The sequence below is a fragment of the Alcanivorax sp. UBA3183 genome (assembly GCF_002364155.1).
Taxonomy (GTDB): Bacteria; Pseudomonadota; Gammaproteobacteria; order Pseudomonadales; family Alcanivoracaceae; genus Alcanivorax; species Alcanivorax jadensis.
Map to the genome: position 1 here is coordinate 213,904 of NZ_DEXN01000047.1, position 21,183 is coordinate 235,086.

At 53.6% G+C, this 21,183-nt stretch carries 15 protein-coding genes; 6 read left to right on the forward strand and 9 right to left on the reverse strand.

Features of this window, described 5'->3' with window-relative positions:
* Positions 1 to 22 precede the first annotated feature (22 nt).
* The 3 genes from trbJ to trbL are packed head-to-tail and all read left to right on the forward strand — an operon-like array spanning position 23 to position 2,421.
* Complete coding sequence (gene trbJ / locus B3Q33_RS15570; RefSeq protein WP_272974995.1) at positions 23 to 766, forward strand: P-type conjugative transfer protein TrbJ; 744 nt, start codon at positions 23 to 25, stop codon at positions 764 to 766.
* A 33-nt stretch (positions 767 to 799) separates the two neighbouring features.
* Positions 800 to 1,021, forward strand: a complete 222-nt coding sequence (gene trbK, locus B3Q33_RS15575; protein WP_272974996.1) for an entry exclusion lipoprotein TrbK — start codon at positions 800 to 802, stop codon at positions 1,019 to 1,021.
* A 23-nt stretch (positions 1,022 to 1,044) separates the two neighbouring features.
* Entirely contained in the window at positions 1,045 to 2,421 is a 1,377-nt protein-coding gene (gene trbL / locus B3Q33_RS15580; RefSeq protein ID WP_273008886.1) for a P-type conjugative transfer protein TrbL, read from the forward strand.
* Between the two features lie 130 nt (positions 2,422 to 2,551).
* Here the strand turns inward: trbL and B3Q33_RS15585 are convergent, their stop codons facing one another.
* The 7 genes from B3Q33_RS15585 to B3Q33_RS15615 form a co-directional block, all read right to left on the reverse strand.
* The gene (locus tag B3Q33_RS15585) at positions 2,552 to 3,988 is read right to left on the reverse strand and encodes a hypothetical protein (protein WP_272974998.1); all 1,437 of its coding nucleotides are present in this window, start codon (positions 3,986 to 3,988) and stop codon (positions 2,552 to 2,554) included.
* The gene (locus B3Q33_RS15590) at positions 3,988 to 8,418 is read right to left on the reverse strand and encodes an NACHT domain-containing protein (RefSeq protein WP_272974999.1); all 4,431 of its coding nucleotides are present in this window, start codon (positions 8,416 to 8,418) and stop codon (positions 3,988 to 3,990) included. Before B3Q33_RS15590 ends, B3Q33_RS15585 begins: the two co-directional genes overlap by 1 nt.
* Positions 8,411 to 12,289, reverse strand: a complete 3,879-nt coding sequence (locus tag B3Q33_RS15595) for a hypothetical protein (protein WP_272975000.1) — start codon at positions 12,287 to 12,289, stop codon at positions 8,411 to 8,413. The genes B3Q33_RS15590 and B3Q33_RS15595 overlap by 8 nt, the downstream gene beginning before the upstream one ends.
* 159 nt (positions 12,290 to 12,448) lie before the next feature.
* Complete coding sequence (locus B3Q33_RS15600) at positions 12,449 to 12,616, reverse strand: hypothetical protein (protein ID WP_272975001.1); 168 nt, start codon at positions 12,614 to 12,616, stop codon at positions 12,449 to 12,451.
* A 287-nt stretch (positions 12,617 to 12,903) separates the two neighbouring features.
* Entirely contained in the window at positions 12,904 to 13,161 is a 258-nt protein-coding gene (locus B3Q33_RS15605) for an XRE family transcriptional regulator (protein WP_272980017.1), read from the reverse strand.
* A gap of 473 nt (positions 13,162 to 13,634) precedes the next feature.
* Entirely contained in the window at positions 13,635 to 15,089 is a 1,455-nt protein-coding gene (locus tag B3Q33_RS15610) for a hypothetical protein (RefSeq protein ID WP_273008885.1), read from the reverse strand.
* 252 nt (positions 15,090 to 15,341) lie between these two features.
* Positions 15,342 to 16,262, reverse strand: a complete 921-nt coding sequence (locus B3Q33_RS15615; protein WP_273008884.1) for a DUF808 domain-containing protein — start codon at positions 16,260 to 16,262, stop codon at positions 15,342 to 15,344.
* A gap of 142 nt (positions 16,263 to 16,404) precedes the next feature.
* Here B3Q33_RS15615 and B3Q33_RS15620 point away from each other — a divergent pair, with 142 nt between their 5' ends.
* The 3 genes from B3Q33_RS15620 (at position 16,405) to B3Q33_RS15630 (ending at position 18,620) form a co-directional block, all read left to right on the forward strand.
* Positions 16,405 to 17,097 (forward strand): 4'-phosphopantetheinyl transferase family protein, encoded by a 693-nt coding sequence (locus tag B3Q33_RS15620; RefSeq protein ID WP_273008883.1) that lies wholly within the window; start codon positions 16,405 to 16,407, stop codon positions 17,095 to 17,097.
* A 166-nt stretch (positions 17,098 to 17,263) separates the two neighbouring features.
* The gene (locus tag B3Q33_RS15625; protein ID WP_273008882.1) at positions 17,264 to 17,878 is read left to right on the forward strand and encodes a TetR/AcrR family transcriptional regulator; all 615 of its coding nucleotides are present in this window, start codon (positions 17,264 to 17,266) and stop codon (positions 17,876 to 17,878) included.
* Positions 17,879 to 17,984: 106 nt separating this feature from the next.
* Entirely contained in the window at positions 17,985 to 18,620 is a 636-nt protein-coding gene (locus B3Q33_RS15630; protein ID WP_035244912.1) for an endonuclease, read from the forward strand.
* 134 nt (positions 18,621 to 18,754) lie between these two features.
* Here the strand turns inward: B3Q33_RS15630 and B3Q33_RS15635 are convergent, their stop codons facing one another.
* Positions 18,755 to 20,530 carry an acyl-CoA dehydrogenase C-terminal domain-containing protein gene (locus B3Q33_RS15635; protein WP_273008881.1) on the reverse strand — a complete coding sequence of 592 codons (1,776 nt, stop codon included), beginning with the start codon at positions 20,528 to 20,530 and terminating at the stop codon, positions 18,755 to 18,757.
* A gap of 197 nt (positions 20,531 to 20,727) precedes the next feature.
* Positions 20,728 to 21,099 carry a YbaN family protein gene (locus B3Q33_RS15640; protein ID WP_035244914.1) on the reverse strand — a complete coding sequence of 124 codons (372 nt, stop codon included), beginning with the start codon at positions 21,097 to 21,099 and terminating at the stop codon, positions 20,728 to 20,730.
* Between the last annotated feature and the right edge of the window lie 84 nt (positions 21,100 to 21,183).

A 21,183-nucleotide genomic window follows, 5' to 3' on the forward strand; every position in this document is an offset into this window, starting at 1 on the left:
CCTGATTAAAATCGGTGCAACCATGAATAAAACTTTTATTGCATCTCTTCTCATATTGCTCTCATTCAATTCTGCCAATGCTGGAATCGCCACCATCGACGTGACCAACATCATCCAGACCACGTTGTCCTCGATTGAAAATATGTCCCAGACGGCAAAGCAGATCGAGGAGTACCGGACTCAGTTGCTGCAGCTTGAGGATCAGATCAAGAACACCACGGGTGTGAATGACTATCTGTGGGATCAGACCGATTCCACGATCAACCAGCTTATCAATGCCACTGACGCCATTAAGGTGTATTCCCAGCAGGCCGGCAGCCTCGATGCCTGGCTGGACAAATTCGGTGGCGACCTGGGCGAGTACCGCAACATCAACTGCTTCGAGGAAGACGGTTGCCGGGGCACCTATGACGATCTGTACGCCGCCGGCACCAGCACCCAGAAAGCGGCCAACGATAAGGCCCTGGTGGGCGTTCAGATGCAGCAGGATCAGCTAGAGCAGGATGCCCAGCAGCTGCGTCAGCTACAGAACCAGGCGCAAAATCCGGCGGGCCGTTTGGCAGCCCTGGAATACGCCAATCAGTTTGCCAGTCAGCAGTCAGCCCAGCTTCTGCAGATTCGCTCCCTGATGGCGCAACAGAATCAAGCCCTGGTGGCCCGTATGCAGGCAAAAAACAGCCGGGAAGCACTGCAGAAAGCGAGTTCAGAAAACCTCAGAAAAGGCGAGTTCAAAGAAAGTAGCGGTGAAGGATTCACCGTCAAATGAAGCCGTAAGAAAAAACAACATGAAGGAGCAACAATGAAATCAGTCAAAATCCCACCTCTTGTGGCAACAGCCTCTTTGGCCATCTTTCTTTCTGGATGTTTCGAGGAAAAGATGCCCGAAGTGAACGACACCAACTGCAAGCTGGAAAACATCAAGAAGCTGGAAAGCAGATCAATGCAACAAGAGTTTTCTAGCAAATGCCTGCGCCGGGGCACCTTTAAGAAAAGCTCCGGCGAGGGATTCACCGTTAAGTAAGCAGCAACAGGAATAAGGCGACCATGAGCATTTGGGAAAAGATTAACAGTTGGCAGTTGAAGATCATGACTTCAGCCATGCTTCTCATAGCCAGCAGCGGGGCTCAAGCAGCTATCGATAACTCTGATGTGTCGGAGCAAATAATGAGGGCTTTCCGTGACAACGCCGGCACCTGGGCCTCCGTTATCACGGATCGGGCAAGCTGGCTGTTCTGGTGCCTGGTCGCCATCTCCATGATCTTCACCTTCGGCTTTATGGCCTTACGCCAGGCAGACATCGGGGAATTCTTCGCCGAATTTATCCGGTTCACTGTCTATGTTGGCTTCTACTACTGGTTACTTCTCAACGGCCCGGATATGGCGGGTGATATTATCCTCAGCCTTCAAAAAGTGGGAGGCACTGCTAGCGGATTAGGCCCTGAATTCAGGCCAGGAAACGTAATGGATATCGGCTTTGAGATATTCTTTCGGATTATAGACGACAGTAGCATCTGGAGTATGGGGGAAACCCTCTGCGCACTTATCCTGGGCCTGGTGATCCTTGCGATGATGTGCCTTATTGCGGCCAACATGATTATCTTGCTCTGCAGCTCATGGATTCTCTTGTATGCCGGCGTCTTCTTCCTGGGCTTTGGAGGCTCACGGTGGACAAGCGACATTGCCATCAACTACTTCAAAACTGTTCTAGGTGTCGCAGCCAGCATCATGACCATGGTGCTAATCATTGGTATAGGAAACAGCATCCTAAATGATTACTACCAAAACCTTTCTGACGGAATTCATTTAAAGGAGCTTACTGTCGTTGCCGTCGTTTCAGCCATCTTGATGCTATTGGTCAGCAAGGTTCCCCAGATGGTAGCCGGCATCATCAACGGTTCCAGCATCAGCGGGCCGGGAGGCTTCGGTGCCGGCGCTGCCATGGGCGCCGTGGCACTTGGTGGGGCTGCCGTTGCAACAGGCGGCGCGGCAGCAATGGCCGGTGCAAAACAGGCCTTTGACGGTGCTTCAGCTCTGAATGCGGCCTTCAAACAAGCAAATGCCAACATGTCATCAGGGCAAGGAGCTTTCAAAAGCGCCTCAGTTGGCGCAGGAAGTGGCGGCAACAAGACATCGAGCTTTGCTGCGGCTATGAACACTGGGGCCAACTATATGAGCGATGTTGCGGCCAACCTGGGCAAAGGCACAGCGAAAGCCGCGAAAGAAGGGATTAGCAACCGCATGGAAAGTGCGCGTGAATCCCTGTCCAACACCGCAGGCGGCAAGATCGCCTCGGCTATCCGGGAACAAGAGGCCTCACAGAACGCCAGTGAAGCCCAGACCGATACCGGCAACAGTCATGCCGGCTCGGACGTTCCTGATTCTAAGCACGACGAAGTAAATAACTTTGTTAATAAAGTTTGATCGCACCATGGAGATTCGCCTGCTCTCCGATCAGCAGAGGGGAAGTCCATGTTATTTGCTTGCTAACGTCCCCACGAAGCCTGGAACCAAGGAAAAATGGACTCAGAGGCAAGCTACAGGAGCTACGGAGCTAGACATACATTGCCCCACTGGCCAATGTCTCTTTGAACTGATCATGTCTTCCTTCTCGTTGCAGCGTTCTCACCTGCCATAGAAAGAAAGAACGCACCTTCCCGCTCATCCCAAGCGGTTTCTCACGGTAAATAGTGCCTCGCGAAGTAAGAGCTGTACCGCAGTTGCCGCTGAACTGCATTGGACGCACGGCTCCCCAGCCCGCATTCCAATAGCAAAGGTCCGCAATAACGCGAGTGTCAACTTTGACTTCCAGACCCCCGTCACGAGGCAAAAGCTCAGCCATACAAGAGGCCGGTTGCGTAGGCAGAAAGAGCCGTCCCGGATACAGATCGTGTTGAAGATAGCCCAAGCGCTCAAGACCAAGCGGGACTGCAAGTGGCCAAGCCTTGCACTTCATATCTATTAATCCGTCAAGGTTAGGTAATGCCAAGAGGCTCGTCGTGCTTAGTGACCCTGGAGTTGAACTGGGAAGCATTCGCCCAGAAGTCCAAAAATCATCCAGGTGTGCAGACACCTCAGAATCGGCAATGTGGCTGTCAGCTGATTGCAACCATCGAACAACGGAAACCTCTACACAACGCTCCATCGACATTACAATTGGCGAACTAAACGCAATCAACTCTTCCCCCGAACCAGCTGATCGAACACGATCAACCAAGGACCGCAAAGATTCTTCAAACTCCTCAGTATCGCCATCAAAGTCCGTCCTCCTTGGAAACCACGCAGGACGACGGGGTCGAAGGAAAGCCAAGCTCGGATGCACAGGCAGTGCCAAAAGCGACCATTTTTCAGCCATTTTTGTGGGAATATCCCAAAGTTCCTCGGCAACTACGAGCGTGCGTAAGTAAGCCGAAATAGCTCGCAGAGCTGCCCGAGAGGAAAGTTGTCCGATAAAGCCATCCCCCAAAGGCCGCAAGAAATACCAGGGGTCACCCTGAAACGGAGCATCTGGGTTGGAATCTCGGTTCGCGCCCCACTCAAAGGCCATTTGCCGAACGAAGGGCAGCCGAGTTTGCTTTTCTAGTTTGCCCATGGAAGTCCGGAATATCCTGGGTAAGTCTGAGCCTTGTACGCCGTTAAAATCCTGAGGTATCTCGAACCCATCCGGCACCTCCTCCAGCCCTCCGGCGTCCCTTTCTGGTAGAAAACCTATGCTTTTCAGAATCATTTCCGAAAGTATGGATGTCCTTGGGATATTCTCAGGCAGATTGAGTGCGGGCGAGTAACCATGTGCTTGTGTCGCCATCCAGAATATACACAGGATCTCGACAACTTCGGCTTCCAGTTTGCAAGAACTTAGCAGCTGCAGAAGCGCGGTCTCGACCCTCGAGTCCGGCTCACCTAATCGAGCAGCCAGCTCCTGCATGGCCCACCACCTTGCAGAAATCGACGGCCACCCAAGGCGAGCAATAAGAATGCGAAGCTCATCCATCAAACCTCCGATTCAGTAGAAGACACTAACTCCTCAGCCCAACGAGGCCTGTCTAGTGGCAAGGTGCGGGTGTCCTCGATGACACAGTTGACCATCGTTTGGGCGAAATTAATGGCCTCCGCGATTCGATTTTGTCGCGCGTAGAAGTAGACCATCAACCCCGTAGGCGCTATACGTGGCAGATCGGCATCACCGAACATATCGTAAGTTGTTTCAGCCACGAAATCGTCGCAACGGCCCGGATAATACTTAACTATCAAATCGAGTCTGTTCATGGCCCTCTCTTCTCTCTCCGCAAATCCCGTCCAACCACCATTTCGGATTTGCGCTTGCACAAGGTACTTCCATGCCGCGTTCAAGCCACTTAACTTACGCCTTGTCTGGAAAGCTAGATCAGATAGCACCAAAACACCTTTACGCCGCCCTTCTTCTGACAGAAGTAGTCCATCGAGCGCCTCTAGCAGGCGCTTCCTCTCACCAGCCTCATCCCAGTGCTGATACCAATCTCGAAGTAGACTCTCTTGCTCGTTGTAACTGGCCGACAGGCTAGCAAGTAGCTCGCTGATTTGCTCCGGAGGAAAGCTCGTGATATCCCCTACGTAAGGCTTGCTCAAGCTATAGCTACCCGGATTCACTGGCTCTCGTATCAGACCGATGTCCCAACCAACGTGCTCCTGAAGAACCTGAAGCCGCGCTGCGGCGCTTGAGCTGCCTTGCTTTGCAAGCTGCTTTAACACGTCATAGATTTCAGGGTGCAGTCCAGTTCGCATCAGCGAGTCTAGGGGCCAACCTTCCTTGATGGCTTGTTCGACATATTCCCGAAGACAGTCTTCCGCATACGACCAATCTCCTGCGTGCGTGTGCTCCTCATACTTAGTAACCAACGCTGATGGTTTCAACCTCGCCAGCAGCCGATCAGCTGCTGCCAGAACGTGTCTAGTTCCCTTCCCGTCGGTATAGTCAAGGACATGGTGGATCTGCGCCCCGATGAGGCCGAGCAACCGACGAGCGTCATTCGGTGCGACCTCAACCAAGTGACCGATAGCGTCAACCGTATTGTTTAGCGTTGGATCTTTGCGATGTGAATAGCCGGTTGTTAATTCCCAGGTCTGCTTACACAACTCGCGACCTTGGTTTTTCAACCCATGTTTTAGCGCAATGGCACAAAGTTGAAGTGGTACCTGAAGGTGTACACTAGTTTCATCGCGGATTTCTGCATCAAGCAGGATGCGCTGAGTCTTGACGAAGGCTGCCGCCCCATCGTCGGTCATCCTTACCAGTAATCCGGCAGCGTACTGTGTTCGGAAAGATGCGCTGTCAAACCAAGCGCACTGTGCCGCCGCCTCCATGACATCTTCGGTCAGGGTTGCATCGACGACTGAGTGATCAAGATTCAGCAGGGTGCTACATAGGTGAATGTCACAAGCAATCCGATGCAAGGCACTCTTGAAATCTTCAGTCGCAGAGCTTTCTTCATAGCTTTGCCTGAAATACCTTAACTCCACCGTCTCAAGCATCTCAAAAAGCTCATGGAAGTCCAGGTGCTTCCCTCTCCACCAACGGTTTGCAACGTGGGCCGCGATTTCAGAAAGTGCATTGAGGAATTTTGTGATGTTCCTCCTGCCTTCATAGATGGGAGCCCGCACGAACTCAAATGCGGTTTGATCTTCAGCTGCCATGCTCAAACTCAGCTGAACTGCACTGAAAAACCAGTGGTGCGCCAGTATCGCTAGGTCCTCCTTACGTTCGTAGTAATCCCCCTTGAGCCAGTCAAGGGGGATAGGTTTGACCAGCGGTTTGGAAGTTCTAGTGTAAGCAGCTTCTATTGCCGCGACTAAAGGGGTTTGATCAAGTGCAGAAAAATCTTCTCGCTCTACGATGCAAACTCCGGCGTGAGCCGCTGCGCGCACACACGCATCACTGACGATGCTCTTGCTCGTACCAGGAGCAAGCGAACCGACAGTGGCCATTAAATCATCTAAATTTCCTTCCTCAACCAGCATCTGGACTCGCGCTCCCCAAACGACCGGCACGTTTTCGCTAACCAGTCGCGCCAAGGCCTGTGAGGTCTGACCGATAGCACCAAGTTGCGAAAATGCTTCTACCAGAAAATGAAACTCACCACCATCGGCGTTTGTCAGATACCTGCTAGAGAACCGACTCAAGCCTCTGAAGCGACGAAGGGACTCTTCACCGCACATTTCAGCCTGAATCTTGTCGCCCCGTGCATTTAGGGCTAACCCGAGCGCTGCAAGACGCAGGATGTCAACCTCATGCCTGGAAGCCACAGCCTCACGAACAACACCTTCCTCAGGAGTCAGCGCCAACGTGAAAGAGATCAGCCTGGCCATGTCGTCGCTCTGCATCTGGAACTCACTGCCACCGACCATCCTCGCCTTAAGATGCTCTAGTCGATAAGCCTCAGAAAATTCGTTGGTTTCTAGCGCTACAACCAGTGCATCGGTTAACAGCGTATCGAAAAGCGACTCTGGATATCCCTCTTCAAGGCGGAGCATGATCCAGTCACGGGTGAGGCCGGTGATGAGGTTATTAGGGGCACCTAGCCTCGCTTGGACTGTCCATAGCCAGTTCACACGCAGCGATGTGGGCGCACAGTACTCCAGCCAGCTTGCTACTGCCGGCATCAGTTCATTGATACGGTCAGAGTAACCTGGGATTGAACGGACGAAGACAGCCAAACTCTCATGGAAAATCCTCAGACCAGCCGCTGAAGAGTGAAGTAGATGCTCCACTTTCGCGACGTCCGGCTCCGCCACACCGACTTTGGCGGCAATCTCTCCGAATGCAGCCCTAGGCCAGAAGAACGAGAAGGCACAAACGAGTCGCAGCGTGTCCTTTAGGCTTGGAGGAAGGCCTTCCCACAGCGATGCATAATATAACTTTGCATCTTTTCCCAACTCTCCCTTCAATTGCTCAACACCCCACCGCGACAAGTTGTGACCGGCATGCTCAAGCTCAGCGGCCGCATAGATTACGTGTAGAGGGTGTCCATTCGTCTTCGCACGAAGTGAGGCTGCAGTCTCCTTCAACTGCCTTTCTGCCCCCTGCTCATCATCGAAGCCAGTCGAAAGTCTGCCTTCCTGAAACGCCTTTCGCAAATAGGACAGGACTGCATTCTCAGACATCGCAGGTAGCGTTCGCCACCCGGCTTTAGGCGCTGAAACGAGTAGATCCGTAGGCAATTGCTCATCATCAACCAGCTGAGTGCCAACGAGCAGCAACATGTTATCCGGGCATGGGATGATCTGGGAGAACACATCGTCCAGTGGCCTTTTGTCCTTCGCGTTAATACGCCAAACGTGATCCAAGCCATCCAGAACAAGAATAAATGGCTTGGCCAGTTTCTTATAGTGGGAGGCACATGCCTCAAGGAGCGAGCGTAAGCCACCTGTAGGAGCCTGGACATCAGGATGGAACCGCTTAATTTGAGCTTCAATAGATTGCTCGACCACGTAACTGTTTACCCGGTCGCGCCCCCGCTCCGTTGTCGAAAGGAAATAGTGATGTCTAACCGTGGGGAGCCCTTTCTCGGCAAGGGCGTCACATAACGCACTCAAATATGTGCTTTTCCCTCGCCCTGGAGGACCTGTGAGGACAATAACGCTCTCGGCAGAATCAACGGCATCCCGTACAAATTCTCGATGAAAAACCTCATCGGGCACCTCATAGCCCACAGGCACGACAAAGTCCTCAGGCAAAGGGGCAGGCGGTATCGAGCGCAACACGGTACGAACATGTTCAAGCGTGATCCAACCGTCAGGAGGTGGGAGATTCTTCCTCGTCGCCCAATTCAACGCTATATTTTTAAGGGTGGCAGAGCCCTCGGGAGTCCCATGTTTTCGAAGTCGTGCATCGACTTCATGCTCTAGTGTGTCGAACCCCTTGTCACTGTGAAAAATATGCAGTTGACTGAAGAATTCCACACAGTCTTGTTCGCCACCAAGTTCGGCGATAACCTCAGAACGTCTAGGCTCGGTTAGCCTAGCGAAAGAAACCTTTCCAGCATCTAAACAAGCCTCCATGGCGACATCAGGCTGCCGGTTCGTCGTAAGTGATATTTCGCCGATGCGATTCGGATCGAGATCATTAAAAGCGTCAAACCACTTGCGAAGCATCGACCGAGAACGGGCAGTCTTTCCAGACCTCTCGAGTACCCATTCCCACGATAGCAAATGCACGTCCGGATTAGGGGTAAACTTGACCTGTTTAAGATCAACGAGACCATCGCTTCGCTCGATGACTATATCGTCAAGCCCTTGCGGCGCTTCGCTTTCATCATCACACTCGAACTTTACGCGCCTATAACGAGCCGGTGCATCGAGCCAATCGCAAAGAACCTTTAGACCATGACGATTTTGATAAATGTACCCGGCTGCTGGAATTGCAGTATTTTTGATGCCCTCAGACATGACTGCGCAACATGATTAGTTCATTTTTTATCCAGGCATCCAGTACGTCAACTTGCACAAACTTGGTCGATACTGGATAAGGGGGATGTATCATCCAATAGAAAACGTCACGGCACACATAGAGTTCCATATTAGCGGTAGGTTTAGATTCCGGTTCTGGCCACTCTAGCAACTCAAGCACTCTTGAGCGGTTCTTCTCTAGAAATTTCCGTCTACGCAAAATCCTACTGAACTGCCCTGCCCTATCGCTCTCTGCCTTGCCAAATATTTTATCACGGAGCCGTCGAGCATCTTTCATAGTGAAGGCAGGCAGGTTGTATTTGCACTCTACCGCCACCAACAGGTTATCTGCCGGCCAGTACGCGAGCACATCGAAGTCACCTACGTCCTCAAACCCTTCACTGCGAAACTTTCTGAAAAAGTCGATACCTCGCTTTACGAACGGAGTGTAGCGAGAAAATATTTCCTCCGTACGAAGCTCGAGCCGCTTCTCTATCCCCTTCTTAACCGTACCAACAACCGGTTCAATGTTAGGCCAGCTGAAGTCCGCCGGGAGACACCCGTCTCGCACTGCCGCCGCCCAGATATTCATAGCTCGGCTGGCCGCCTCTGCTCCCCAACGCAAATCAGTCCCATCGATCACCAACGGTCTTATGGCGTATCGGTGGATTCTCTTGTTACGCTCCCAGTATGGAACATCATTTTCATCTACATCCCGCCCCGATAGCCTTCGAATGCCAGACTCCGAAAGCGTGAGAAATGACACAATTTTCTTTGCTTCGGAAATATCAAGTCCATCAATACTGTCAGCAATCCCTTGTGTGACAAGACTGGGAGAAGCAGAATATGATAGTGAAAGCTCATTGCCGAAGCCGTGTCGATGAGCTTGGGATAATACGGCAAGAGCTGTAAGCATGCTCTGCAGATCAAATCCCAAATCGGTTATGAAGGCATTTCTCAGCTTCTCTGATGACAGCAATTCTTCCGACTCTCCCTCCACTAAATCTTCGCGATTCGACCCAACTTCTAGCCGCGACTTCGCATACTCGCGCGCGAATTCTGCCTCACGGTCGCCATAGCCTTCTGAGTAGAAAACTTCTGGAATATACGAATCGTCTATTTCAACACCACCAACATCTATCCCGTTGTGAAGAACATCGCTCGCCCCGGCCAACACCATGAACCAATCAACGAGGCCAACCAGCTCTCGTAGCACCTCGTCATTTACTTCCCCCTTTGCGGGCGACGCAGAACTAACGGTCTTTTCCAGAAGATACCGGTAGTGACGAGCTGCAGCACCGTAATCTTTTCGAGCCTGCTCGACAGCATCCAGCCTGTCAAAATCCACATCATGAGCAAGGCTCTGCTGTACCCGTTGAATCTTCATTCTCTCCGCTACGAGACACGCATCGTGTTGCTCAACAAACGATTTTATAAGCTGGCAACGGTCGAGCGAGGCAAGCCGACTCTCGATATGGAGGCGCAATCGGTCACTAGCAGGATCTATATTGGCCTTAGCTTCGGACAGCTCATACCGTCCGGGCGAAAGACTTAGAGTCTTTATTTCTTTAGCCAATTGCTTACGCGCAAGTTTGTAATCAGTCGGCGAAGGGATCACTGGTTGTACGTAATCAGGGACATCCACATTTCTAAGCATGATTCTTAAATGGTACCGAGCGGGTTCCGATGCCTTGCCCAAAAACCGCTCAGAGAACCCTTGAGGGAGATCCAATCCGCATATGCCGTGACACCTTTCTATGGCCTCCATTAAGCATCGAATTTCAAATGATCCGTCATTGGCTGAATTTAATCCTGCAAGCACTGCACGAGTGTCAACCTGCAAATAAAATATCCCTTTTTTATTGCTGTCCTCTTCTGCTGAAGTCACTACATGAGTGAATTCGTTTATAGACGGGCTATCCCCCTTATCATCAACAGAACTGCCTGGTTCTGGAACGCAAATAAACAGTATATCCGACCGCTTAAACAATTGAACATCCGACATCAGTTCGCGACAACGATAGGCACTGTCCGCAAGAAGCTGGATGAAGAGATCTATCATTTGACCATCGTCTAACTTGAGGCCTTCAGAGATCTCCAAAAGAGTCTGAACGGTGCAGTCACCAACAGACGTCGAATATGCGAGAGCCTTGTGATGACGAGATTGGAGATTAACTACCCCTTCGGTTCCCTCGGTCAACAACCACCCCGCAGACCCATCAGGAAATACTCTTGGCGCAAGCGACCAGAAGTCAGCAAGCGCTTTAAAACGCCAGGAAGTACCCCAGTGAGGATCCAACCCGATAAAGGTTGGAGAAATGGCCCCTTCGACCAGTACGCCATACGTGTCTTTAAAAGATGCATAAAGGTCTGAGGGCCCGCTGAACGGGGTCAAAGAATGCTTCTGAGAGTCGACGAATTTCCAGTAACTTTCTAACTCCTCAAGATCATTCAAGCTATCGAATATAGTGACAAAGTCAGCCAGCGGTAATAGGCGTGCTGGTCTCTCAGGCAACCTTATGGATCCAAATGAAGTACTCGCTTGCGTAACCACAATAAGGATGTGAAGCTCGTCGGGCTTTGGTCCAGAGGATCCGTCCTTGGATAATATGATTTCTCGTCCATCTGAGATACGGAAATGAAGTCGCGCACCACTCCTAACCTTGGCGTATATTTCCTTTGCTGCGTTTGACAGTCGCTCAGTAGATGCGTGGTCGCATAAACAAATAAGGTAGACAGCGCTATCGGATGTAATGACGCAACTAATCGGGATGTCTTGACAAACCGCGTCATCGACACAAGGTGACAGGGGGCCTATAACTGTCCTGGGGAAACGTTCCGCAACGAACCGAGCGAGCCTACGATGTGTATGTACGTTGACCGTTGTGTCAACTGACTCCTTGTTCGCCCAGTGATCAATGACTACGGCCGGAGCACTACGAACTGACATCGGCACCCAAGTTCCGCCGATTTCCACTGCCAAAAAAGGAAGAGCTTCGCCCTGCATTATCGCGTCACCGAAGGTGCTAGAGGTTAGAGCTGCGCTGGAAACACCAAAGTGAGCATCGAGCGCCCGCTCCGTCTTATCTCGCCACTCAGCAATATCATCGCCGACCCGCATAAGCACTGCACAACAACTAAGCCAGAAGTCTTCCGAGGGCGCTTCGATATAAGCTGCTTGCGCCTCCTTTGCCATGGAATTTCCCAAGTCGGGTATCGAATCAATGATTCGAGATTGCAGCGCAATGGCGAGGTCCATATAAGCCTGGGCCTCAGGTACATGAGCGTAAGTAATGCGGAATGCTTCTATGAAGTCAGGTGTACGTTCAATGCAGCTACCGTAAAAAACTGGGACGAAACTCTGGCCAAGACGAACCTTAGTTTGCCCCCAGTCCGCCTCAGGTGAGAAGTCCTCAAGCATCGGGAATTCGGGCAATACCGCATACAGAGCTTCAGAAAAAGCCTTGAAATCTGCATAGCTAGTGATCAGCATTCCGCCTTGCTCACCGTAAGGAAGGTCTAGCAGAACACACCAAGCAAAAATGTGTTTTATCCCGCTTCCAGCGTTGGCAGGCCATAGCTCGGAGACACTCAAAGCAATAGCTGCATCAAGCACCTCATACTTTAAAAGTAGCTCTCGTGTTGCCTCCAGGCTCTTTTGAAATGAATCCTCCTTACCTCTCTCTTCAGCGGCCTGTCCGGAAAGCTCAATCATCTTACGTAAGCGAGCCCCATAGTCGGCTTCCTCTCGCGCAAGCCGACGTTCCCGCTTCTTCCTTGATTTTTTCCCCACGTCCCTGCTCCCAAAAGAACTGTTGTAGAAAATCTCTGGCAAACAGCAGAGATTAACTGCTAACTCAGCAGCTACCATCCAACTTGACTAGGCCAATGATACGAGCACAAATTCCTCAAACCGTACACACATCAATTTCGTTCACCCCCCACTAACACCCGTTGTCAAAATATTTTTAATTACTCAGCATGACGATCAATCCTACCGAACAGCTGTGCCTTTACCAAACGATGGCTTTTACTCCTGTTTTTCGGCTTTCTGGGCTTTGCGCTGGCGAAGCTGCTCTAATCCCCACTCTATGTCCTGCTGCATCTCTTGCCGCAGTGATTCGATCTCTGATTGCGTCAACGGATTGAGCTGCTTTGAGGTGTCCTGCTTCACCTTGGGTGAGCTGATCGATTCCATAGCCAAACTCCTGTTTCCGGGAAATTCTTTCCATATATAACAAACAGTTGCAGCCAATGACGACACTTTAGGGGGGGGGTATGACGACAAAATCCGGGTATGCCAGGAGTTCTTGCCTGCCAACGGGAAAATGCGGCCTCTAGCCGCTTATACAGTCCCTTTGGGGGCTTTGGCTGTTCAAAATCTGAGCGCAACGATGACACTTTAAGGGTATGGCCTGAACCTCACCGGTTCACATTGACCGATATGACGACACTTTAAGCGGGGAGATGACGACAAAAATCGGGTCAGCGCCTGATCCCTGCAGCACGCTGCATCGCTGCCAGGCTCTGCCGGTCGAGCTGGCCGATCCGGCCTTTCAGCAAGCATTCCACCAGGAACAGGTTTACCTGCAGCTCTGCTGCTGCAGTTTCAGCATCCCAGCCCTTGGCCGCAATATGTGCTTTCAGCCGTATAATGGCATCACTACGGGCCTTGAGGTCTTCCCGCTCTGCAGGGTCGTCCTCGATGGCATCCCAAACGCTGGTGAATGTTGATTGGTTCATTCCGCTCTCCATAGCCTGAGTATATCCCTTGCCACCGTTATTACCCCGATCCGAGAATGACAGCAACCGCCAGGGCCGCTACCACAGCACGAATTCCAGAGGCACTGTACTGCATGAAAAAAGGTACAGTACAGGTACACTCACACGTTTGGGATGCTTTCGGATAATTACGCTAATTTACTGTTATTAAAGTACTTTCCATTACGGCCAGCTACGCCACCCTACTATCGATTTTGCTGGCTTTGCGGTATACCTTGCCAACTCATAATCGATTGGTCCCAGGTTCAAGTCCTGGTGGGCCCACCAATTCCCTTGTTATCTCGCACATTTGTGGCGTAAAGCATAAGTTGCCCGAAACTGGCGACTTGTACTTCGCAGGCCACATAAAGTGACCGCCACACCTTTATTTTTAACAGGTTATCGCCGCCCTTTAGAAAAAAGCGGCCCCATCTGAACCGCTTGCATACCACTGATTACCTTATCGGCTGGAAGCGCATCAGGTCATCAATACTGGGCGGTGTCCGGAACTCGGAGAACAGGGGAACGGGTGAAAACAGTTCGGGCCAGTTTTCTTCGCTGGGCGCAAACTCCATGACAATACGCGTCTGCAGAAAATGGCCATCATTCGGGTCGTCTTCACGCCTCTGCACGGTGATCTTCGTCGGCGCGCCCTGTCGGTAGGAGACCAGCGTTCGCTCCCAGGGGACGTTGGAGTCACTAGCAACACGGTCAACCTTCTTCAATTTCCCATCGTTGTAGTAACTGTACCTGCGCATTATCGAGCCGAAGTAGCCGACTTCAGAGAGCCTGCCGTTGCTGTCATAGTGATAACTCTCACGCGTTTCATGCCGGTCGTCTTCTGTGTCCCAAATCCCGTCTTTACTGTAGGAACTCCGCACCATGGACGTCACTTGCTCTGACGCATTGAAGAGATAAGAATCGTAATAGTGTCCCGACTCAGGACCGGCATCGGCGGTGCCGGGATGGACGATCACGCGATCGGCCAGGCGAGTGGCGGTGTAGTTGTACAAGTCTGCGGTCGTTGAGCCGTTGTAGCGTTGAACATCCTGTTCGACGCTATCGCCCAGATAGCGATAGGACCGTGTTTGGCGAGCGGAAGAGCATCCCCTCAGCAGCTTGAGGGAGACGGCAATGGGAGCCACCTCCATGCAGTACTCATCCAACAAAGCCGTCCAGGTGCTATCGGCAGCGAGGTCAATGCTCAAAGGGCGCTGCTCGGCATCGAAGATGACGGTATTAGTTTGCGTATGGTCGACGATGGCTGGCAGATCAGGCTCATCCACAGTCGCAAGGTCGATATCAGAGGTAAATTCTGACAACGCCAATATCTCCGCAACCGTCGTGTCCAGGCCGACAAATTCGTAGTCGATCACCTCCGTTGCGGTCCCGCCAAAATGCTCAAGGTCGGCATTGATGGAGTAACTGAAAATAAAGTCCGAGCTAGGCGTGAACAGGCCGGTGACGTATCCGGACTCTTGCTGTAGCCGTCGTCCGCTACGCACCGGGCACTTCATCGGGCCATTATTCGAAAGACCTAGTACCGCCAGTGCTGTAGCGCCCGTAGCCGAACCTGACATACCGAGAAAATACAGATCCGGATAGCGCAGCAACGGGGTCGGCGCCGACATGTACTGGCACTGAAGATAGGGATGAGACGTATCATCCCCGGTAGCCCAGGCCATATCTGGCCCGACAGATTGCAGCTGCACGTTAATCGTCAGTTCGTCGGGGTATTGGAACTGCATACGCGCCACCTGCTCGCCGTCAGCGTCATAAAAATAGGCGCGGCTTGGTGCGCTGCTTGTGGTTTCCGTGACGGCGCCGCCACTGGATGAAGAGCCTCCTCCACAGCCGGTCGCCATCAGGGCGACCAGGCATGCCAGGCTGTAGCGCAGTGTTGTTGTCATAATGCTGTCCGAGAGATGTCAGGCTGAATAGCAGCCTACTGATGGTGATGGCCGCGAGCAGCGATGTCACTTTTAATGGCAGCGCCGCCTTATCAATCCGGTGACGCGCATCTTCGTTTATTTTTCCCCAGGTGCATAATAATCCACTTTCCCGAAACGATCATGCTCACACCCAACAGAGTCTGACGGGGCATGTAAACGCACGAACACGCTCAGCGCTCGCAATCATTTGATACTCAACGCTTTGACAGCTTATTTATCGAGGAGCTTGCTGATTCCGGAAACCGCCATCAGCACGATAGTTCCTGCCAGTACGCCGCCCACCAGGTTGATCAGCAACGGCACCAGCCATGACACGGCTCCCGCCATTTCCTGCAAAGCGTGAATCCAGTCATGGGAGCCGGGGATACCGTGCACCAGAATCCCGCCACCCACCAGGAACATGGCGGCGGTACCAACCACGGACAGGGTCTTCATCAGCCACGGCGCCACCGTCAGAATGGCTTGCCCGAAGGCAATACGGGCCCCTGCAGCGGTCCTGTCCGCGGGCGTCTGCATCAGATGCTGGCCGGCATCGTCCAGCTTCACGATGCCCGCTACCAGCGAGTACACGCCCACCGTCATCAATACTGCAATGGCGCAGATAGCCGCCACCTGTACGCCAAAAGTGGCGCTTTGCACTGCCCCCAGAGAAATCACGATGATTTCCGCCGAGAGAATAAAGTCTGTGCGGATTGCCCCCTTGATCTTGGACTTCTCGAAGGCCACCAGATCCACGCTTTCATCGCTCAGCGCCTGCAGGCGCTGCTGATGCTCTGCCTCTTTCTCATCTCGACCATGCAGAAACTTGTGGAGCAGTTTTTCACAGCCCTCATAACAGAGGTAAGCGCCCCCCACCATGAGCAGCGGTGTAATCAGCCAGGGTAGGAACACACTGATCAGCAACGCGGCCGGCACCAGAATCAGTTTGTTGACGAAAGATCCCTTGGCCACCGCCCAAACCACAGGCAGTTCCCGGTCTGCTTTCACACCGGACACCTGCTGCGCATTCAGCGCCAGATCATCCCCCAGCACACCGGCGGTTTTCTTTGCTGCCACCTTGGTCATTACCGATACGTCATCGAGAATGGTGGCAATATCATCAAGCAATGCCAGCAAGCTGGTTCCGGCCATGAGACTCTCCTTTCAATAATCAGTACGTCTGTGCGCAGATACCGCACCGAGTCTACCGGCACTTACTTCTCAACGCACCGCGCCCCCTCTTTACGCCGCGAGTTTGCTATAGTGCAGCAAAGCCATCGACAGCCCATAAATCATGCCGGAATATCAGCGCCCACAATGCCTATCCAATATTCATCGCGAGGAAATTGCCGATGGACTGGTCCGTGTTGGCTGCCACTATGAAATCGAAAAATTGCGTGATGACAGCTTCCTGCGGACGGATATTCCTTTACCGGCCTCGCTGACATCTTCGGTCGACAAGCGCAAAACCGAATACCTGGCCGGGCGCTGGTGCGCCCGGGAGGCGCTTCGGATTCTGGGCTTCGAGGGGATTCCGGGCATGGGCGCCGATAGAGCCCCCGTCTGGCCTGGCGGTACCGTAGGCAGTATTACCCACAGCAAGGGCACGGCCGAGGTCATGGTGGCAGATGCCCGGCACTGGCTGGCAGTGGGAGTGGATACCGAGCAATGGCTAACTGCAGAACGCGCAGACCGCCTGTGCCGTGAATTGCTGACCAGCGAGGAAAGGGACAACCTGAAAGGGCTCACCCCGATACAACGGGCGAACCGGATCACCCTGATCTTTTCCGCCAAGGAATGTCTGTTCAAGGCGCTCTACCCCCTGACCGGTAAACGCTTTTACTTCCATGACGCCGCCCGCCGCAACCCGCGCTCACTCACCCTGCTGACAACGCTGACATCGCAATGGAAGCACGGTACCGAGGTGCCCTTTCGCTGGCGAGAACGTCAACAGGGCGTACTCAGCTGGATTGCCTTGCCACGTTAGCCATTCAGCCACTCTTTACCGCGAGCCTTGCGGGATCGATATCACCGACATCACCTTAGCGGCTGCCGACACTCAGCCAAGGCCGGCAAAGCACAATAGACAGGGTTTATTGCTAACACACCGCATGCTCAGTACCATTTCTCAAAATTAACTCTTCGGCCTTTTAATGCAGCAGCAGCCCCTTAGCCAACGCGGCCAGAAACGCCGAGAAGCTATTCTTGAAGCCGCCACCGATGCTTTTCTTCAGCACGGGTATGACGGCACCACTCTGGATATGATCATCACCAAGGCCGGCGGCTCCCGGCGCAGTCTCTATGACTATTTTGGTGACAAGCAAGGACTATTCGGCGCGGTGATTCGTTATCACGCCGACAAGTTGGTCGAAGAAATCCGCTCTATCGATGTCTCTGGCATGTCTGCCCGCGAGGGGCTGACGATGCTGGCAAATAACTTTGTGTTCGCCCTGCTGGAGCCGCTCAATCTGGAGTTATACCGCCTACTGATCACCCAGGCCCCGACCTTTCCGGATCTCGGACGCACGGTCTACCAGGCCGGGCCGGAATTACTACTGAGTGAGCTGGAACAATATTTGAAACACCTGCAGCGAGAGGGACAACTGCCTGCCAAGCTGCCTACCCCACACACCGCCCGTCAGTTCCTGGGCATGGTCAAGGCGGAGTTCCAACTATGCGCCCTGCTGGCCCCGGAGCAACTACCACCAAAGAGTGCGATCAGCGCACATGTTCAGGACTGCGTAACATTCTTGTTAGACAACCGTTAGTCCTGCCATTGGCACCTTTCATCACCCCGGTATACATTATAATTAGATGTCACTCTGGCTTTGGGGGCTAAGATGGCAAGAGCAGACATGTGACGGGGCTCACAATATGAATAAGTTTTCACTGGTGCTGCTGGCATTCTTCTTGCCTGTAGCTACCAGCTTTGGCGACACACCTGAGAAGATGTTTCTCGAGCAGGTATACGCCAACGGCGGCAAAACGCTGTATTGCCAGGAAGCGTTCCAGGCCGATGATCGGGTTTCTTTAGAACACATCTATGACGAGCGCCGGCTTGCGCAACATTTCGGCTGCCGAACCAGCCGGTTGTGCCAGAGCAGTCACCAGTTTGTCGAGGTCTCACGGGACCGCCACAGCCTATTTCCGGTAACTCGACATGCAGAGCTTGACCGTCGCCGAACCCTCTTGGGCGATCTGCCAGCCACCACAGCCACGGATCCGCAGTGTGGTTACAAGCAAGCCTTTCAGGTATTCGAGCCACCAAAGTCCGCCAAGGGAGATGTGGCCAGGGCCATGCTGTATCTGTATGACAGATATGACATCCCCTTGCTTGGCACCCTGGAGATGTACCAACGCTGGCACCGGGATGACCCGGTGGACGACGAGGAACGTCGCCGCAACAACGTGATCGAGCAGGTGCAGGGTAACCGTAACCCTTTCATAGATGATCCGAATCGGGCGGATTCACTACAGGGCAGTTCGCCGCTGAATATGCAGTTTCCGTAAGGGCAGCTACGAGCAGCTAGCTTCTAGCTTCAGGAAAGCATCCAGCTAACGATCAGCCTTTTGGCCCCGCGCCACCCCAAAAAAAACCGCGCCCGTGAGGGTGCGGTTTTTTGTAGCTCGTAGCTCGTAGCTATTTAGAACAACTCGCCGTCCAGACCCATCATGGTATCCGCGCCACTCTTGATCTGAGCATACAAGGCATGGGCCTTGGGCAGAATGCGCTGGAAGTAGTACTGGCAAGTGATGCGCTTGGCCTTGGCGAAGTCATCATCACGACCATCGGTGGCCGCCAGCATCTGCGCCCACAGCCAGGCGTAGAGCACATAGCCGAACAGGTCCAGATACTCCACTGCGGCAGCGCTGATCGCGTCCGGGTTGTTGCCTGCCTGGGACAGCAGTTCGTCGGTGGCGTCCTTAAGCAGGGTCAGTGCCGCCTGCAGCTCGCTGCTGATGGCAGCCAGTTGGCCATTACCGCTGTTTTCTTCAACCCAGGCCTGGGCATCGGCCAGGAACGCATCCACGGATTTACCGCCGTTACGGGCGACTTTACGGCCCGCCAGGTCCAGCGCCTGAATACCGTTGGTGCCTTCATAGATCTGGGAAATCCGGCAATCGCGCACGAACTGCTCCATGCCCCACTCACGAATATAACCGTGGCCACCGAAGACCTGCTGCCCGGTGATAGTGGTATCCAGACCGCGATCGGTGAAGAAGGCCTTGGCTACCGGTGTCAGCAGGGCCACCCGGTCTTCCGCCTTTTTCTTGGCGTCCGCGTCTTCGCTGAACTTGGCAGTGTCCAGCTGCATGCCCACGTAGGCAGCCAGCGCACGGCCACCCTCATTGATGGCACGCATGTTCATCAGCATGCGCCGTACGTCACCGTGAACAATGATCGGGTCCGCCGGGCCATTGGGATTTTTTGCGCCGGTGGCGCTGCGGCCCTGCAGGCGCTCGCGGGCATAGTCCACCGCGCTCTGGTAGCTCACTTCACCCAGTCCCAGACCCTGCAGGCCGATGGAAAGGCGCTCGTAGTTCATCATGGTGAACATGCAGGCCAACCCCTGGTTCGGTTCGCCGATGATCCAGCCCTTGGCGTCGTCGAAGTTCATCACGCAGGTAGCCGAGCCCTTGATGCCCATCTTGTGTTCGATGGAGCCACAGGTCGCACCGTTGCCCTCACCCGCGTTGTTGTCCGCGTCGGGCAGGAATTTGGGTACCAGGAACAGGGAAATTCCCTTGGAGCCAGCCGGCGCATCCGGCAGCTTCGCCAGCACCAGGTGAATGTGGTTGCTGGTCATGTCGTGCTCACCACCGGTGATGAAGATCTTGGTGCCGGTGATGTTGAAGGAACCGTCGTCGTTGGGCTCGGCCTTGGTGCGCAGAATACCCAGATCGGTACCGGAGTGAGGCTCAGTCAGGCACATGGTGCCGCTCCACTCACCACTGTAGAGCTTGGGCAGGTACTGCTCTTTCAGTTCCTGGCTGGCGTGGGCATCGATGGCCAGGCAAGCGCCGCTGGTGAGCGCTGGGTAGAGGGCGAAGGAGGAACAGGCGCTGTGCATCATTTCCTCGAACAGCACCGCCAGGGACTTGGGCATGCCCTGGCCACCGAATTCCGGATTACCGGAAAACGCGCTCCAGCCATTTTCCGCAAAGGTCTTGAAGGCATCCTTGAAACCGTCCGGGGTGGTCACTTCACCGTCGTTCCAGGTGCAGCCCTGCTCGTCACCGTTACGGTTCAGCGGGAACAGCAGGCCTTCGGTCATCTTGCCCGCTTCTTCCAGAATGGCGTCGGACAGGTCGCGGGTAACCTCGGCGGTGGCAGGCATGGAGGCCCACAGCTGATCCGCTTTGAACACATCGTTGAGAACAAAACGCATGTCCTCGAGGGGCGCTTTATAGGTCGCCATTTGCACATCTCCCGAAAGTTGGCAGGGCGCAAATTCTAGGCAGGCAGGGCCTCAGGTAACAGGGTTATTTGTGACCCGCCGTTCATGGGCGCCGCCGCTAACGCAAGAATCACGCTTTGTGGGTGAAATTGGGAACATTGAGGGCTGTTTACGCACTTTTGCCTTCATTTGCGCCGTATTCAAATAAAGCCTTATGCCTATTCCAGCGGCTCCGGTCGGCGCCACATCCACAGCAATACCGCGCAGAGAAACAGCGGCACAGCGATTTTCACGTAATCCGGCGCCGTAGACAGGCTGATCAGGCCGATACTGATTAACATCATGGTGGAGGCGGCGCACTTGGCGCGGCGGGGAATGGCACGCTGTTCGCGCCACTGACGGATGTGGCCACCGTGGCGGGGATGGTGCAACAACCAGTGTTCAAGCTGTGGCCAGCCATGGCTGCCCGCCCAGGCGGCCAGCAACAGAAAGACCACGGTCGGCATACCCGGGACCACCACACCGATCATGCCCAGCAGAACGAACAGGATCGCCGTTGAGCGCCAACAAAGCACCCTGACTGTTTCCATGTCTCCCCTCCTTAGAACAGGCAATCGCCCCGCGAGAGAGTCATTACAGCATGCCCGATTTTCGGGGAATAAAAAAACCCGCCA